Raw genomic sequence first — 15774 nt, forward strand, 5'->3', positions numbered from 1 at the left:
GCCTCTACTTTTGGTTGTTGTATGGTGCACAAGCAACCTAAACGGTCTTCGCAATGCATCTTGCTTCCGGAACTACTGGCGTGGAAAAGGTGGCTGCGCCATCGGTGCTGGGATCTCAGCACGGCTCGGTTCGGCCGCTCGCCGCCGAAGATCTCGAACGCGTCGCCGCACTCTTCCTGACGCAGTTTCGCCGGCGTCGCCGTCACCTCCTCGATCGCGCGATCGTGGAGACGGCCGAGTATATGAGAAAGATCTATCTTGACCCTGCCGGCCAGTCCGGTGAGAGCAGTGCCCTTGTCCAGATCAATCCGCAGGGCGATCTGGGAGGGTTCCTTGGCGTTCTGAAAACCCGTTACGAACTCAACGGAGCGGCATTGAATGCGGCGATCATCGGTCCGTTCATGGCCGACCCTGGCGCCGATCACGGCTCGGCCGGACCGCAATTGCTGCGCGCCTTGCATCAGGGCGAATTCGATCTGCAACTGACGGATTCGGCCAACCGGGTATCCCTGGCCTTCGCGCGTCCGATGAAATACCAGCTCCTGCCGGTCCATTGTCTGGGATGGACCTATATCTTCCGGCCAGCCGCGATGGCGGCCGCCGCACTGCACCGTAAATGGCCACGCCTGCCTCGCCTTGCACTCGAACCCTGCGCGAGGGCGTTCGATGCTCTCACGAAGCGAAGGTTCGAAGCGCCCGTCCAGCCTTCATCGTCGCATCGGGTCCATGCCGAGCCGATCAATGCCGCGCAATTTGCCGAGCGGCTGCCGGCCCTCCTGTCGGATTACGCTCTTCGGCCGAGTTGGAGGGATGGCGAGCTGCCGCGGCTGCTCGCATTGGCGGCCGAGAAGCGGGCCGACGGCCCGCTTCATTTTGGCGGGACTTACGACGAGACCGGCAGAATGGTCGGCTGCTATGCCTTCTACGGCCAAGCCGGCGACATGGCGAACCTGTTGCAAATCCAGGCGTCCGCACCTCACTGGGGCGCGACGCTGGATGGCCTTGTCGCCGCAGCGCGGGATATGGGCTGCGTGGGCATCAGCGGGCAGACCCAGGGCACGTTCATTTCCCACCTCTTCGGTTATAGGAATCTCATCTTCCGCTATGCCGGGGGGACGATGGTCCGCTCGCGAATCGCCGAGGTCACGGAGGCGGTCCGCTCCGGCGACATCGCTATCGGCGGCTTGATGGGCGACCGCTGGACCCGCCTCAGTTCCGACGACTTCGGCCGCTGATCGCCTTCGACTTACCTCTTCGGGGCGCTGCCGGCCATGCGCGGCCTGAGGCACGCCCGGCCCGGTCTTTTCATTCCAGCCGCCATGTTCTATGTCTGCGGCACGGCGCGGGGGCGCATCTTGTCAATCACAAAGGCATCCGGTACGCCCCGCTCATGACAGTTACCGTTCGTTTCGCCCCGTCACCGACCGGCCGCATCCATATCGGCAATGCGCGCACCGCTCTGTTCAACTGGTTGTTTGCCCTCAACAACAAGGGCCGTTTCATCCAGCGCTTCGACGACACCGACGTCGCCCGCTCGAAGCAGGAATTCGCCGACGCCATCCTTTACGACCTGCACTGGCTGGGCATTTTCCCGGATGCCACCGAGTATCAGTCGCGACGCTTCGAAATCTATGACGCGGCGGTCGAGCGGCTGAAGGCTGCGGGTGTCCTTTACGCCTGCTACGAAACGCCGGAAGAACTCGACCTCAGGCGCAAGGTGCGCCGCACGCGAGGCTTGCCGCCAGTCTATGGCCGCGAGGCGTTGGCGTTGACGACGGAGCAGGTGGCCGAATATCAGGCCGACGGGCGCCGGCCTCACTGGCGTTTCCTGCTGCCCAATTTCTCCAGCGATCCGCTGCAGCCGGAGCGCACCGAGATCCACTGGAACGATCTGGTGCGTGGCGACGAGACGGTGGATCTGGCTTCGCTGTCCGATCCGGTGCTGGTGCGCGAGGACGGCACCTATCTCTACACGCTGCCCTCCGTCGTCGACGATATCGAGATGGGCATCAGCCACGTCATCCGCGGCGACGATCATGTCACGAACACCGGCGTGCAGATCGCCCTGTTCAAGGCGCTGGGCGCCGAGCCGCCCGTTTTCGGCCACCACAATCTCCTGACCACCGTCTCGGGCGAGGGACTCTCGAAGCGCACCGGCGCGCTTTCCATCGAGAGCCTGCGCGAGGACGGCATCGAGCCGATGGCCGTCGCTTCGCTGGCCGTGCTGGTCGGCACATCGGAGAATGTCGCGGCCGCGCATGACCTGGCCGAACTCGCCGGCCATTTCGACCCGGCCGCGACCTCGAAATCGTCGTCCAAGTTCGACCCGGCCGAGCTGTTCGTGCTCAACCGGGTGCTGTTGCACCGTATGCCGTTCGCCGAGGCGCGGGACCGGTTGATGGTGCTGGGTATTTCCGGCGAACACGCCGAGCCGTTCTGGCTGGCGGTGCGCGGCAATCTCGACCGGCTGGCTGATGCGATTGCCTGGTGGCGTGTCCTGCGCGAAGGGCCGCAGGAGATGCCCGAATTTTCCGATGACGACCGCGATTTTCTCCACCAGGCACTCGATCTCCTGCCTGAGGAGCCGTGGAACGGGACGGTCTGGAAGGATTGGACCGGCAAGATCAGGGAAGCGACCGGCCGCAAGGGCAAGGCGCTGTTCATGCCGCTCAGGCTTGCCCTTACTGGACGGTCTTCGGGGCCGGAGCTTGCAGATCTATTGCCGCTGATGGGTCGGGAAGGAACGTTGGCCCGACGACCCTGACCTTGCGCTGTTCCGGGGGCAGGGCCGAAACGGGCGATGTCACCGGCCTGGCCGAAAGACGTTTGATGGCTTCACGGTCGAGCCCGCCTTGCATGTTGGCCAGGGTCTCGGGGTCGGCACCCGGATCGGGCTTCGAGGCCGGTACCGGAACAGACGGCGCCGCGTCCGGTTCGGGCTGTGATTGTTGCTGGCTTGGCGAGTTGCCGCCAATGATCTGGAAATTCTGCGCGGCATTGCAGCCGCAAGCGGGTGGCCGCGACATGTTGGGCTGTTTGTAGAGATAGGCGGTCGGCAACTCGCCGTAGGGCCTGCCGGTGACCGATGACGTCATCGATGCCGAATCGTTGTCCATGCCGCGCGAATAGAAGACCTGCATCTCGGTACCGGGGCAGGCCGATTCGCAATTCTTCTGGTCGCGCTCGAAATCGCCGGCCGAGGCGGCGTTCGACATGGGGAAGAAATAGCCGTCGCAAGTGCGCACGCAACTGGTGTGGAATTCGCCGCCGCTGCCCGCAACGTCCGGAATGCCGGGCTGGTTCAGGACGCGGCTGACATCGCTTTCTTCGCCCGAATCGTCAGGCTGGTCCAAGGTATCGATCCGCCGGTTGTCGGCGCCGAAAAGCTGGTCGAAGAGGTTGGCATTGTCCCCATCTTCACGATTGGCTTCCTGCGCAGGCGCGCGACGAGGCCCCACCGCATCGTCACGGCAGTCATTGGCATCGAGCGCCGCCAGGATGCGGCCGCGGTCGCGGCGTGAGCCGCCGCCGGCGAGCTGGGCACGCTTGGCCTGTAGACTGTCGAGATTGGCGTTCATGCGCTCGATGGTGGCGTTCAGCCCGGCACACTGGTTGATGTTGCGTGAAAACAGCGAGAACCCGCAACCGGCGCTGCTCGCCTGACCGCGAGCCTTCGAGATCTGGTCGCGCTGCCTTTCGATCGCGGCGTCGTATTTCCGCACCAATGCCGGGCCTCCGCCACCGCCGCGTGAGGTCGCGGCGAGGTCAGCCTCCAGTTGACGGCAGACCCGCGAAGCGGCCTGCGGCTCGCTGACCGCCGCGCCGGACAGCAGGAGGCCGAGCAGCACGGCAGCATGCGCCTGCTTCAAACCTCCGCTTGCCATCCGCCTCGATCCCGCTTGCCAGTAATGGCCAAGGCTACGCCGTTCGCGGTTAATCGTCCATTTCGGAAGTCATCTTGTGTCGGCTGAAAAGCGGCGCGCATTCGATGGTGCCCGTCAGCCGCGGCAATGGGCATGGCCGGCCGTCAGAACTTGTAGTTCATCCCGATCCTGACGGTACTGAACGTATTGTCGAAGGTCGTATTGGAGTTGGGCGCGTAGTTGATCGTCTGGTCCCGCAGGTCGACATATCGATATTCGGCATTTGCCGACCAATGATCGGTGATTGCCTGCTCCAGCCCTGCGCCAATCGTCCAGCCAACCTTGGTGTTCTTTTCGGAATAGCTGTTGGCGGGTCCGTCGAGATATTGGTTTTCGACGCCTCCGAAAGCAAGGCCGCCAGTCCCGTAGACAAGGGTGCTGTCGAAAGCATAGCCCGCCCTGGCGCGGATCGTTCCGAACCAATCCACCTTGGTGTCGTAGACATCACCTCCGCCGACATTGATCTCGTCGGAATGTCCCTTGATATCGGCGCCCGAAATATCGGCCTCGATTCCAAGAACCGCGGAATTGACCTGGTAATTGTAGCCGATCTGGACACCGCCCAGAAAGCCGTCGGTGTCATAATCCTGCGTGCCCCGGATCGTTGGCGTGTTTGGCAGGTTGTAGGTCGCGTCGGTGCTGCCAAAACCATAGCCGAGATGCCCGCCGACATAGACGCCGGACCAGTCATGCACGGTCGGCTCGGACCCGATGGCGTCGGCGGCGAACGCCTCTGCGCCAGTCACAATCAGCATTGCCGAAGCGAGCAACAGGGCTCTCATGACATTCTCACGGCCTAGTCAGACGGCCTGACCATATCAAATTGATCCGTGCCGTGAAATCCGCATTCGTTCAATGCGGGATTTCTCGATCAAGAGTTGTGGGCTCGCAACACTTGATCCGCCCAACGCGGGGCTGGATCAATCGGGTCGCGAGAGCCAGTTCAGTCCAGATTGGCGATCGCTTGCGCCTTGTGCGCCGCTTCGACCACCGCCAGTGCGGTCATGTTGACGACGCCGCGCGAGGTCACCGAGGGCGTCAATATGTGCGCCGGCTTGTCGGTGCCGAGAAGGATGGGGCCGACATGCAGGGCATCCATCATGGCGCGCAGTGCCGTTAGCGTGATGTTGGCCGAATCGAGGTTCGGGAACACCAGGAGATTGGCTTCGCCCTTCAGGCGTGAATGCGGATAGACGCGCTGGCGCAGATGCTCCGACAAAGCGGAATCGGCGTGCATTTCGCCATCGCACTGCAGTTCCGGTGCGATGCGCGCCAGAATGGCCGCGGCCTGACGCATCTTCAGGGCGCTCGGCGAATCGCGCGAGCCGAAATCCGAATGCGACAGCAGCGCCGCCTTCGGCTCGATGCCGAAGCGCTGGATTTCCTCGGCCGCCAGCACGGTCATCTCGGCGATTTCGTCGGCCGTGGGGTCGACGGAGACGTGAGTGTCGGTGAGGAAGATGATGCCGCGCTGCGAGATCAGCATGGAAAGGGTCGACAGGTCCCGGTCCTTGATGCCGGTGCGCGGCCCAATGATCAGCGTCACATTGCGCAGATGCCGCTCGAAACGGCCTTCGAGGCCGCAGATCATGGCGTCGGCGTCGCCGCGCTTGAGCGCCAGCGCCGCGATCACCGTGTTGTCGGTGCGCACCATGGTGCGCGCGGCCTCCGTCGTCACGCCACGGCGGCCGGCGAGTTCGATCAGGAGGTCGACATAGTGGCGGTAGCGCGGATCGTCCTCCGGGTTGATCAGGCCGAAATCGACACCGGGCTTGATGCGCAGGCCGTAACGCTTCAGCCTGACCTCGATGACATGCGGGCGGCCGATCAGGATCGGTTCGGCGATGCCTTCCTCGAGCACAACCTGGGCGGCACGCAGGACACGCTCGTCCTCGCCGTCGGCGTAGATGACGCGTTTGGCGCTGGAAGCCTTGGCGGAGGAGAATACCGGCTTCATCACCAGGCCGGAGCGGAAGACGAAGCGGTTGAGCTTGTCGATATAGGCGGCGAAGTCGGTGATCGGCCGCGTCGCGACACCGGTGTCGCAGGCTGCCTTGGCGACGGCCGGCGCGATGCGCAGGATGAGGCGCGGGTCGAAGGGCGAGGGAATCAGGAATTCGGGGCCAAAGATCGGCGTTTCGCCGGAGTAGGCGCGCGCGGCGACATCGGAAGGTTCCTCGCGGGCAAGGGCGGCGATTGCCCGCACCGCCGCCATCTTCATCTCCTCGTTGATGGCGCTGGCGCCGCAGTCGAGCGCACCCCTGAAGATGTAGGGGAAGCAAAGCACGTTGTTGACCTGATTGGGAAAATCGGAACGGCCCGTGCAGATCATGGCGTCCGGACGCGCCGCGCGCGCCACTTCCGGCATGATCTCGGGATTGGGATTGGCCAGCGCCAGGATCAACGGCTTCGGCGCCATGTGTTGCAGCAGCTCCGGCTTCAGCACGCCGGCGGCGGATAGCCCCAAGAACACATCGGCGCCCGGGAGGACGTCGGCCAGCGTGCGCGCCTCGGTTTCCTTCACATAAGGGTCTTTCCAGCGGTCCATCTCGTCGACACGGCCCTTGTAGGCGACGCCGAAACGGTCGGTGACCCAGATGTTCTCGACGCGCACGCCGAGCGAAACGAGCAGATTGAGGCAGGCAAGGGCGGCGGCACCTGCTCCGGAGGTGACGACCTTGATCTCCGAAATGGTCTTGCCGGCGAATTCCAGCCCATTGAGCACGGCGGCGGCGACGATGATGGCGGTGCCGTGCTGGTCGTCATGGAACACCGGTATGCTCATGCGGGCCTTCAGGCGTTCCTCGACCTCAAAACACTCCGGCGCCTTGATGTCCTCGAGGTTGATGCCGCCAAAGGTCGGCTCCAGCGCGGCGACCGTTTCCACCATGCGCTCGATTTCAGGCGCGTCGATCTCGATGTCGAAGACGTCGATGCCGGCGAACTTCTTGAACAGGACCGCCTTGCCCTCCATCACCGGCTTGGAGGCAAGCGGCCCAATATTGCCGAGACCGAGCACGGCCGAGCCGTTCGACACGACGCCGACCAGGTTGGCGCGCGCCGTGTAGTCGGCGGCGGTCGCCGGGTTGTCGCGGATCTCCAGGCAAGGAGCAGCGACGCCGGGCGAATAGGCGAGCGCCAGGTCGCGCTGGTTGCCGAGCGGCTTGGTGGCCTGAATCTCGAGCTTTCCCGGCGTCGGGTGCTTGTGAAAATAGAGGGCGGCTTCGTCGAGGTCCGAACGTGCCGTTTTCTTGTTCTCGCCTTCCATGCGGCCGCTCCTCGAAACCTGCTTCGGAGTCCTTTTAGCATGAGGCCAAGGTTTTTCGCGACGCTAATTGACGCGCCGGCAGCTTTAAATGCCGGAGCATAAAAATGCGATATTTGCCAGATGGTTACGGCTGTTTCATGAAAAGTCAGATTGCGTTGCTTCGCAGGCGCGCCGGTCAAAAGGCACTGACGTAGAGGCCTCCGTCGACGGGTATATTCTGCCCGGTCAGATAGCCGGCATGGACAGAGCACAGGAAGGCGCAGATCTGGCCGAACTCCTCCGGCGTGCCAAGCCGCTTGGCCGGTACGTCGGCGCTGATGCGGGTCTTGCGCGCCGTGGCCGCCTTGGGGTCCTCCGACGTGCCGGCCTCATGCGGGCCGCGCAGCCGGTCGGTGTCGAGCTTGCCCGGCAGCAGGCTGTTGATGGTCACGTTGCGCTCGATCACCGTGCGCGCCACGCCGGCAAGGAACGACGTCAGGCCGGCGCGCGCACCCGATGAGAGGTCAAGGCCGGGGATCGGGACGTAGACCGACAGCGAGGTGATGTTGACGATGCGCCCGAAGCCGCGCGCCGCCATGCCGTCGATGACCGCCTGCACCAGTTCGATCGGTGTCACCATGTTCTGGGTAACGCCTTCGAGGATTTTTCCACGATCGAGCTCGCGGAAATCGCGGAGCGGCGGCCCGCCATTGTTGTTGACGAGGATGTCGGGTTCCGGACAGGCGGCGAGCAACGCCTTTTGTACCTCCGGCTTCGAAACGTCGCCGACGACTTCCGTCACCGTCACGCCATGGCGTTGGCGCAGCTCCGCGGCGGTTTTGGCGACCAGCTCCGCATTGCGCCCATTGACGACGATGTCGCAGCCTGCCTCGGCCAGCGCCATGGCGCAGCCACGCCCGAGCCCCTTGCTCGAAGCGCAGACGATGGCCCTCTTTCCGCGGATACCAAGATCCATGACGATTTCTCCTTTGATTTGCCCGGCAGGCTAGCGCCAGCGCTGGACCAATCGCAACCGTCATACGGTTGTTGCATGAATCGGGGCATAGGCTGCTCGAAAGCAAGGGTGAATCCGATGTCAGGCCAAGAGCCCCGCACTTTCCGCAGCATGTTCATTTCCGATGTCCATTTGGGCTCGAAAGCGGCGAAGGCCGATTTCCTGATCGATTTCCTGCGCTACCACGATGCCGACATCATCTATCTGGTCGGCGATATCGTCGACGGCTGGCGCCTGAGGCGCAGCTGGCACTGGCCGCAAAGCCACAATGACGTCGTGCAGAAACTGCTGCGCAAGGCGCGCAAGGGCGCCTCGATCACCTATATCGCCGGCAATCACGACGAATTCGCCCGTCAGTTCCAGGGCGTGCATTTCGGCGGCATCGTCGTGGCCGACCGCGCCATCCACGAAACCGCCGATGGTCGGCGACTGCTGGTCATCCATGGCGACCAATTCGATACCGTCGTCCACAACCAGCGTTGGCTCGCTTATCTCGGCGACCATGCCTATGACGCCGCCATGCAGGTCAACCGGGTGATCACGCGGCTGCGCCAACTGCTCGGCCTGCCTTATTGGTCGTTTTCGTCCTGGGCCAAGGTCAAGGTCAAGAAGGCCGTGAACTTCATCGGCTCGTTCCAGACGGTGCTCTGCGAGGAAGCGCGACGCTCGCATGTCGACGGTGTCATCTGCGGGCACATCCACCATGCCGCCATCGAAAGCTATGGCGACGTGCAATATATCAACACCGGTGACTGGGTGGAGAGCTGCACCGCCGTGGTCGAGCATTTCGACGGCCGCATGGAGATCCTGACCTGGGCGCATGTGCTGCCCAAGGCGCCTGACGAGCCCTTCATCCCGATGCTGATCGAGGACAGGGTGGTGCATGCGGCCTGAGGTGGAAGCCGGCCCTGTAATTTCTGGTGTTAATCGACTGGTCCAGCCGGTTTCGTCCGGTTTTTCCTCATGTTAAGGATCGGTTTGCGCTGCTCGCCGGTCGTTGAGCGCAGCGTCATTGGATCGATTCATGCCGCTGCCGCCGCTTTCGCCCGAACAACTCGTGAAGCCGAGCCGTTTTGAGCTGCGCATGAGCTTGATCTTCGGCACGTTGTTCATATCGCTTGGCACCCATTTGCCCTATTTCCCGCTTTGGCTGCAGGCCAATGGGTTTCACGCCGAACAGATCGCCGTCATCCTTGCGGCGCCCATGTTCCTGCGCGTGGTGACGACACCGCTGCTGACGACGCTTGCCGATCGAGCCAGGGACCGCGCCGATGTCTATGTCGTGCTCGTCGCGGCCTCGCTGCTGTTGTCCGCGGGGTATTTCCTGACGCCGACCTACGCGACGGTGCTGGCGGTGTCGTTGCTGCTGACCATTGTCTGGACGCCGCATTCGCCGATCGCCGATTCACTGGCGCTTTCGGGCGTGCGCCGCTTCGGGTCCAACTATGCGGGCATGCGCAAATGGGGATCGATCTGCTATCTCCTGGCCAATGTCGCGGGCGGCTTCATTCTGGCGGCTACTGGTCCCCGGGCCGTTCCGGTGATCATATTCCTTGCCCTTGGCGCGGCACTCGCCGCAGGCCTGATGGCGCCGCGCCTGGGGAAGCCGCGCAAGGCCTCGCCGCTGTCGGCGACGGAAATCCAGCAGGCGGCGCCGGGCCTGTTCAATGCCTATTTCCTCTATTTCACGCTTGGTGTCGGCATCATCACAGCCAGCCACGCCTTCCTTTATGGCTTCGTCTCGATCTATTGGAAATCGATCGGCATCAGCGATTCCGTCGTCGGCCTGCTATGGGCATGGGGGGTGGTGTCCGAGGTCTGCATGTTCCTGTTTTTCAATCGAATATTCGCCTCCGTACCCGTCGTCCGGGTTATGCTCATTGCCGGCATCGGCTCGATCGTGCGTTGGATCGCCTTTCCGCTGGTGTGGCCGCTCGGCCTTGGCGTCGGCGGCTTTTTCGCAGTGCAGTCGCTGCATTCGGTGTCTGTCGCAATGGTGCTGATCGGCCTGCAGAAGATGATCGCCGAAACCGTCTCAGAAGAACGCACGGGCGCCGCGCAAGGCATCGCCTATTTCTTCAATGGCTTCTTCATGGCCGCCGTCACGCTTGCCTCCGGTCCGCTCTATGACCGCCTCGGCGTCGATGGCTTCCTGGCGATGATCCCGATCGCGATCATTGGCCTCGTGCTGATCGGACTTGCGGCGCGCTCAGCCCCACAGCGCCCGGTCCGGGGGTGAGACGAGCGATCCCTGGTAGACAAGACCCGGCACACGATCCCGGGCAAGCAGCAGCGGGCCGTCGAGATCGACGAAATCGGCTCCTTGCGCGAGCAGAACGGCCGGCGCCATTGCCAGCGAGGTGCCGACCATGCAGCCGACCATGACGCCGAAACCCAGTTCGCGAGCGCGGTCGCGCAAGGTTAGCGCCGCCGTCAGCCCGCCGGACTTGTCGAGCTTGATGTTGACGGCATCGTAGAGTCCGACAAGGGATTCGAGGTTTCCTGCTTCATGAACGCTCTCGTCTGCGCAGATCGGGACCGGGTGCGCTATGTGGCGCAGGATGCCGTCACGGCCCGCCGGCAGCGGCTGCTCGATCAGGGCGATGCCCTGCTCGGCGGCAAAGGCGAGGTTCGCGACGATGTTGTCGTCGGTCCAGCCTTCATTGGCATCGAGGATCAACCGGCTCTCGGGCGCGGCCTGTCTCACCGCCCGGATGCGGGCGATGTCGTTGTCGCCGCCGATCTTGACCTTGAGCAGCGGCCGGCCGGCGTTGGCGCGGGCCTGCGCCGCCATCGCCTCGGGTTCTCCGAGCGACAGCGTGTAAGCGGTTTCGAGCCGATGCAACGGGTCCGGCCAGATTGCGTTCGCCACCGGATTGCCGCTGATCTTGGCTTCAAGATCCCAAAGGGCACAGTCTACAGCGTTGCGCGCCGCCCCGGCAGGCATTGCGTCGAGCAGGGCGATGCGGTCCATCCCGCCGGCGATCCGGTCACTCATCGCCTGGATCGCGTCATGGACACCAGCCATGGTCTCGCCATAGCGCCTGTAGGGAACGCATTCGCCACGCCCGCTATGGCCACCCTGGCTGATCGTGCAGGTAATGACCTCGGCCTCGGTCTTGGAGCCGCGCGAAATGGTGAAGGTCCCGGCGATCGGAAAACGCTCGGCCTCGACCGAAATGACACGCGCCATATTTTTCTGCTCCGGCTATGCGAGAAGGGTTGTCGGCAAATCGACAAGGTCGGACCCATCAGGCTAAACAGGACACCATGTTGACCATCGGTAAACGCGACGCAAGCGGCACGACCGCCTCGGGGGCTGATCACGACCCGCGCGTGGCGGTCGGCGAGGAGGGTGGCGTCCTCGGCTGCGCGTTTTCCGGAGTCTGGACGACACGGACCGTGGCGCTGATCGACGCCGAGATGCGCAAGATCGAGAAGCGAAGCGGTTTCAAGACGTTGGCGCTCGATCTTTCGAAAATCGAGAAGATCGATACCGCCGGCGCCTGGCTGATCGACCGGCTGGTCAGCGTCTTCGAGAAGAAGAATGTCGAGGTCCGGCTGCAAGGCCAAAGTGACGTCGCTTCCATATTGCTCGAAGCAGTCGGCGAAGCCGTCCGGCGCGAGCCCGAATCCGGACCGGCGCGGCCGCCCAACATTGTCATTCGGGCGCTGGAGGCGGTTGGCCGGCGCGTCTACGAGATGCGCGACGATTTCCTCGCCTCGATGAACATATTGGGCGCCACCATCCGCGGCGCGCAGATGAAGCTCGGCCGCGGCCATGCGGTCAACCCGGCAGCGATCTTCAACCAGATCGATCGCATGGGCGTCGGCGCTATCCCCGTGGTGGTGCTGATGTCGGCGATCGTCGGGGCCATCGTCGCCCAGCAGGGCGCCTATCAGCTCAGTTATTTCGGCGCCGACATCTTCGTCGTCGATCTCGTCGGCGTGCTGATCCTGCGTGAACTCGGCGTGCTGATGACGGCAATCATGATCGCCGGCCGCTCCGGCAGCGCGATCACTGCCGAAATCGGCTCCATGAAGATGCGCGAGGAGGTTGATGCGCTGAAGGTCATCGGCCTCAATCCGATCGGCGTCCTGGTCTTTCCGCGGCTGGTTGCCCTGGTGATCGCCTTGCCCTGCCTGACGATCATCGCGAATTTTGCCGCACTTGGCGGCGGCATTGTCGCCGCCTGGCTTTACTCCGATATCCCGCCCGCTGCCTTCATCGACCGGTTGCGTGTCGCAATCGATCTCAGCACGATTTTCGCCGGCCTGATCAAGGCGCCGTTCATGGCCATGATCATCGGCACGATCGCCTCCGTCGAGGGCATGAAGGTTGGCGGCAGCGCCGAATCGCTCGGCCAGCACGTGACCGCTTCGGTGGTGAAGTCGATCTTCGTCGTCATCATCCTCGACGGGCTTTTCGCCATGTTCTACGCAGCGATCGAGTTCTGACAAGATGGCGAAGGGCAATGGGGTCGAGGTGAAGGACGAGGTCGACAGCGAAATCGTCCTTTCGGTGCACGACGTCACCGTTGCCATTGACGACAAACTGATCCTCGACAAGCTGTCGCTCGACATCACGCGCGGCGAAATACTGGGGTTCGTCGGGGCCTCGGGCGCCGGCAAGTCCGTGCTGTTGCGCACCATTCTGGGCTTGATGCCCAAGCAGTCGGGAACAATCAAACTGTTCGGCGTCGACGTCGACAAGGCAAGCGACATCGAGCGGCTGCGCATCGACATGCGTCTTGGCGTGTTGTTCCAGCATGGTGCGCTGTTTTCGGCGCTGACCGTGATGGAGAACGTGCAGGTGCCGATGCGCGAATATCTCGACCTGCCGAGGAAGCTGATGGACGAGCTGGCACTGCTCAAGATCGAGCTGGTCGGGCTGCCGCCGGATGCGGCGCAGAAGTTTCCCTCCGAACTCTCCGGCGGCATGATCAAGCGCGCCGCGCTTGCCAGGGCGCTGGCGCTCGACCCCGACATCGTCTTTCTCGACGAGCCGACGTCGGGCCTCGACCCGATCAGCGCGGCCGAGTTCGACGAACTCGTCGTCAAGCTGCGCGACACCATGGATCTGACCGTCTACATGGTGACCCACGACCTCGATACGCTGTTTACAGCCTGCGACCATGTGGCGGTGCTGGGCAAGAAGAAGGTCCTGGTCGAAGGCACTATCGACGACATGCTGAAGAGCGAGGAACCGTGGGTGAAATCCTATTTCCGCGGAAAACGCGCACGGCAACTTGATCTTGCCGCTCGTGCATAGCCATAAGTGAAGCAATGGAAACCAGAGCCAACTACGTCATTGTCGGCATTTTCACGCTGGTTGCGATCCTGGCGGCTTTCGGCTTCGTCTATTGGACGGCCGCGATCGGCGACAGGGGCGAGACGACGCTGCTGCGGGTGCGCATTCCGGGCTCGGCCTCTGGTCTCGGCCGCGGCAGCTTCGTGCTGTTCAACGGCGTCAAGGTTGGCGACGTCAAGCGTGTCTATATCGACGTCGACAATCCGACTGTCGCCATCGCCGACACCGAGATCGACCGGATGACGCCGATCACCAAGTCGACGCAGGCCGATATCGGCCTTGCCGGCCTTACCGGGCAGGCCAATATCGAGCTCAAGGGCGCCGACCCCAAGGAAGTGAAGCTGCTCGACCAGGCTGAAAAGGAGGGCAAGGTCGCCGAGATCATCGCCAATCCTTCGGCCGTGACCAATCTGCTGCAGACGGCGCAGAACATCTTTACCCGCGCCGACAAGGTGCTGACGGAGCTGGAGGGCTTCACCAAGGATGTCCGCGGGCCGCTGACGCAGACCGTGCAGAACGTACGGACGTTTTCCGATGCACTGGCCAGGAATTCCGACGGCATCGACAAGTTCTTGTCCGCCGTCAGCGCGCTGTCCGATGAGCTGAAAGGCGTTTCAGGCAAGCTCGACGGCACGTTGAAGGCAGCGGAGGGCCTGCTCAATGCCGTCGACAAAGACAAGATCAAGAGCATCGTTGCCAATGTCGACACGGTGACGGGGAACCTCAAGGAAACCTCGCGGCAGCTGGATGGCGTGATCAAGAACGTCGATACGGCTGTCGGATCGGTCAACGACTTCGCCAAGCAGACGCAAGGCACGCTGGCCAAGGTCGATGGCGTACTCGACGGCATCGACCCGGCGCAGGTGCGCCAAGCGCTCGCCAACATCCAGAAGGCCAGCGACAACGCCAACAAGGCGGCTGCCGATATCGCTGAGGTGACCGGCAAGATCGCCAATCGGGCCGACGACATCGACCAGACAATCAAGGACGCCAGGCAATTGGCGCAACGGCTCAACGACGCCTCGGTGCGGGTCGACGGCATCCTCGCCAAGGTCGACAAGCTGCTCGGCTCGGGTCAGGCCGACGGCGTGATGGCCGACGCAAGGGATACGCTGAAATCCTTCAAGCAGGTCGCCGATACGCTGAACGCCCGCCTTGGGGTCATCACCGACAATCTGGCGCGCTTCTCGGGCCAGGGGCTGCAGAATGTCGAGGCGCTGGTGCAGGACAGCCGCCGCTCGATCAACCGCATCGAGGAGGCGGTGACGGATCTCAGCCGCAATCCGCAGCGCATCCTTTCGGGTGGCGAGGGCGAGGTTCGTCAGTTCGACGGCAGGGCGCGGCGTTGACTTCGGCGCCGCCCCGCCGCAAGAACAGTGCTCGTGAATGCGGGTTTGATCTTACGATCGGGGACAGCGGGGATCACGCGTGGCGTTGAGTAGGCTTGGAACAGGCGGGTTGAAATCAGCTGCGCTGCTGGCTGTCCTGGCGGTTGCCGGTTGCGCGGCTCTCGGCGGCAAGCCGGCACCGCTCGACACGTTCGAACTGTCGGCGCCATCGGTCGACGCGCATGGCCATAGCCGCAAGCAAATCCTGATCGCCCAGCCTTCGGCGTTGAAGGCGCTGGACAGCCAGAACATCGTCATCAAACCCTCCGACCGCTCGATCCAGTATCTGAAGGGCGCGCAATGGGCCGACCGCCTGCCGCTGATCGTGCAGGCGCGGCTGGCCGAGACGTTCCAGCGCTCGGGCAGCTTTGCCGGCGTCGGCAAGCCGGGCGAGGGGCTGGCGATCGACTATCAGGTGATCGTCGAGGTCCGGTCCTTCGAGGTCCGCGTCAATGGCGGCGAACATGCCGAGGTCGACCTGTTCGTGCGCCTGCTCAACGACCGCAACGGCGAAGTGAAGGCTTCCAAGAACTTCACCGCATCCGCACCCGTATCAGGCAGCGGCAATCCGGCCTATGTCGGCGCGCTCGACGCGGCCTTCGGCGATGCGGCCAAGCAGATCGTCCGCTGGACCGATTCGGTGATCTGAGCGCCAGACGCGCAGGAGTTCCATCTTTCGGGCTACGGACGGTCGAAGACGTCCGGCCGCAGCTTTCCAGTCTTCATCAGGTGCTGCAGGGTGTAGGTGACGGACAGCGCATCGTCTAGAGCGGTTCCTGTTTTGAGAGAATCGTAGGATTCCCAAAGCAGCTGGTTTGTGATTCAAGATGCTGGCTGGATTGGAGGCCAGCATCTGATGACGCGAGCGCTTTCAAACGATCTTCGTGAGC

Annotated in this window: 13 protein-coding genes and 1 pseudogene; 8 read left to right on the top strand and 6 right to left on the bottom strand. The window is 63.2% G+C overall.

What is annotated here, in order from left to right; translation table 11 throughout:
* Positions 1–374 precede the first annotated feature (374 nt).
* Both EN845_RS25110 and gltX read left to right on the top strand, forming a co-directional pair.
* Complete coding sequence (locus EN845_RS25110) at positions 375–1235, top strand: hypothetical protein (RefSeq protein WP_245511797.1); 861 nt, start codon at positions 375–377, stop codon at positions 1233–1235.
* Positions 1236–1390: 155 nt separating this feature from the next.
* A complete protein-coding gene (gene gltX, locus EN845_RS25115) occupies positions 1391–2764 on the top strand; it encodes a glutamate--tRNA ligase (RefSeq protein ID WP_127872575.1) in 1374 nt (457 codons plus the stop codon).
* Here the strand turns inward: gltX and EN845_RS25120 are convergent.
* The 4 genes from EN845_RS25120 to EN845_RS25135 form a co-directional block, all read right to left on the bottom strand.
* Positions 2682–3884, bottom strand: a complete 1203-nt coding sequence (locus tag EN845_RS25120; protein WP_127872574.1) for a DUF2865 domain-containing protein — start codon at positions 3882–3884, stop codon at positions 2682–2684. The two genes, gltX and EN845_RS25120, sit on opposite strands and share 83 nt — an antisense overlap.
* A 143-nt stretch (positions 3885–4027) precedes the next feature.
* Entirely contained in the window at positions 4028–4705 is a 678-nt protein-coding gene (locus EN845_RS25125; RefSeq protein ID WP_127280094.1) for an outer membrane protein, read from the bottom strand.
* Positions 4706–4866: 161 nt separating this feature from the next.
* The gene (locus tag EN845_RS25130; RefSeq protein WP_127872573.1) at positions 4867–7191 is read right to left on the bottom strand and encodes an NADP-dependent malic enzyme; all 2325 of its coding nucleotides are present in this window, start codon (positions 7189–7191) and stop codon (positions 4867–4869) included.
* 175 nt (positions 7192–7366) lie between these two features.
* Positions 7367–8146, bottom strand: coding sequence for an SDR family oxidoreductase (locus EN845_RS25135; RefSeq protein WP_127872572.1), 780 nt, complete (start codon positions 8144–8146; stop codon positions 7367–7369).
* Positions 8147–8263: 117 nt separating this feature from the next.
* Between EN845_RS25135 and EN845_RS25140 the strand changes: the two genes are divergently transcribed.
* Both EN845_RS25140 and EN845_RS25145 read left to right on the top strand, forming a co-directional pair.
* Complete coding sequence (locus EN845_RS25140; RefSeq protein WP_127872571.1) at positions 8264–9079, top strand: UDP-2,3-diacylglucosamine diphosphatase; 816 nt, start codon at positions 8264–8266, stop codon at positions 9077–9079.
* 130 nt (positions 9080–9209) lie between these two features.
* On the top strand, positions 9210–10424 hold the full coding sequence (locus EN845_RS25145) for an MFS transporter (protein WP_127872570.1): 1215 nt from the start codon (positions 9210–9212) through the stop codon (positions 10422–10424).
* Here EN845_RS25145 and dgcA read toward each other — a convergent pair.
* Complete coding sequence (gene dgcA, locus EN845_RS25150) at positions 10395–11378, bottom strand: N-acetyl-D-Glu racemase DgcA (RefSeq protein ID WP_127872569.1); 984 nt, start codon at positions 11376–11378, stop codon at positions 10395–10397. The genes EN845_RS25145 and dgcA overlap by 30 nt on opposite strands.
* A 77-nt stretch (positions 11379–11455) precedes the next feature.
* Between dgcA and EN845_RS25155 the strand changes: the two genes are divergently transcribed.
* The 4 genes from EN845_RS25155 to EN845_RS25170 all read left to right on the top strand — a co-directional run bounded on the left by EN845_RS25155 (position 11456) and on the right by EN845_RS25170 (position 15533).
* Entirely contained in the window at positions 11456–12643 is a 1188-nt protein-coding gene (locus EN845_RS25155) for an ABC transporter permease (protein WP_127872568.1), read from the top strand.
* Positions 12644–12647: 4 nt separating this feature from the next.
* Entirely contained in the window at positions 12648–13457 is an 810-nt protein-coding gene (locus tag EN845_RS25160; protein WP_127872567.1) for an ABC transporter ATP-binding protein, read from the top strand.
* 14 nt (positions 13458–13471) lie between these two features.
* Positions 13472–14845, top strand: a complete 1374-nt coding sequence (locus EN845_RS25165) for an MlaD family protein (protein WP_127279083.1) — start codon at positions 13472–13474, stop codon at positions 14843–14845.
* 109 nt (positions 14846–14954) lie between these two features.
* Positions 14955–15533, top strand: coding sequence for an ABC-type transport auxiliary lipoprotein family protein (locus tag EN845_RS25170; RefSeq protein ID WP_245511798.1), 579 nt, complete (start codon positions 14955–14957; stop codon positions 15531–15533).
* Between the two features lie 32 nt (positions 15534–15565).
* Here EN845_RS25170 and EN845_RS36160 read toward each other — a convergent pair.
* Positions 15566–15655, bottom strand: a pseudogene (locus tag EN845_RS36160) (exonuclease); the annotation flags it as partial.
* Positions 15656–15774: the final 119 nt, after the last annotated feature.

The sequence above is a fragment of the Mesorhizobium sp. M8A.F.Ca.ET.202.01.1.1 genome (assembly GCF_004791595.1).
Lineage (GTDB): Bacteria > Pseudomonadota > Alphaproteobacteria > Rhizobiales > Rhizobiaceae > Mesorhizobium.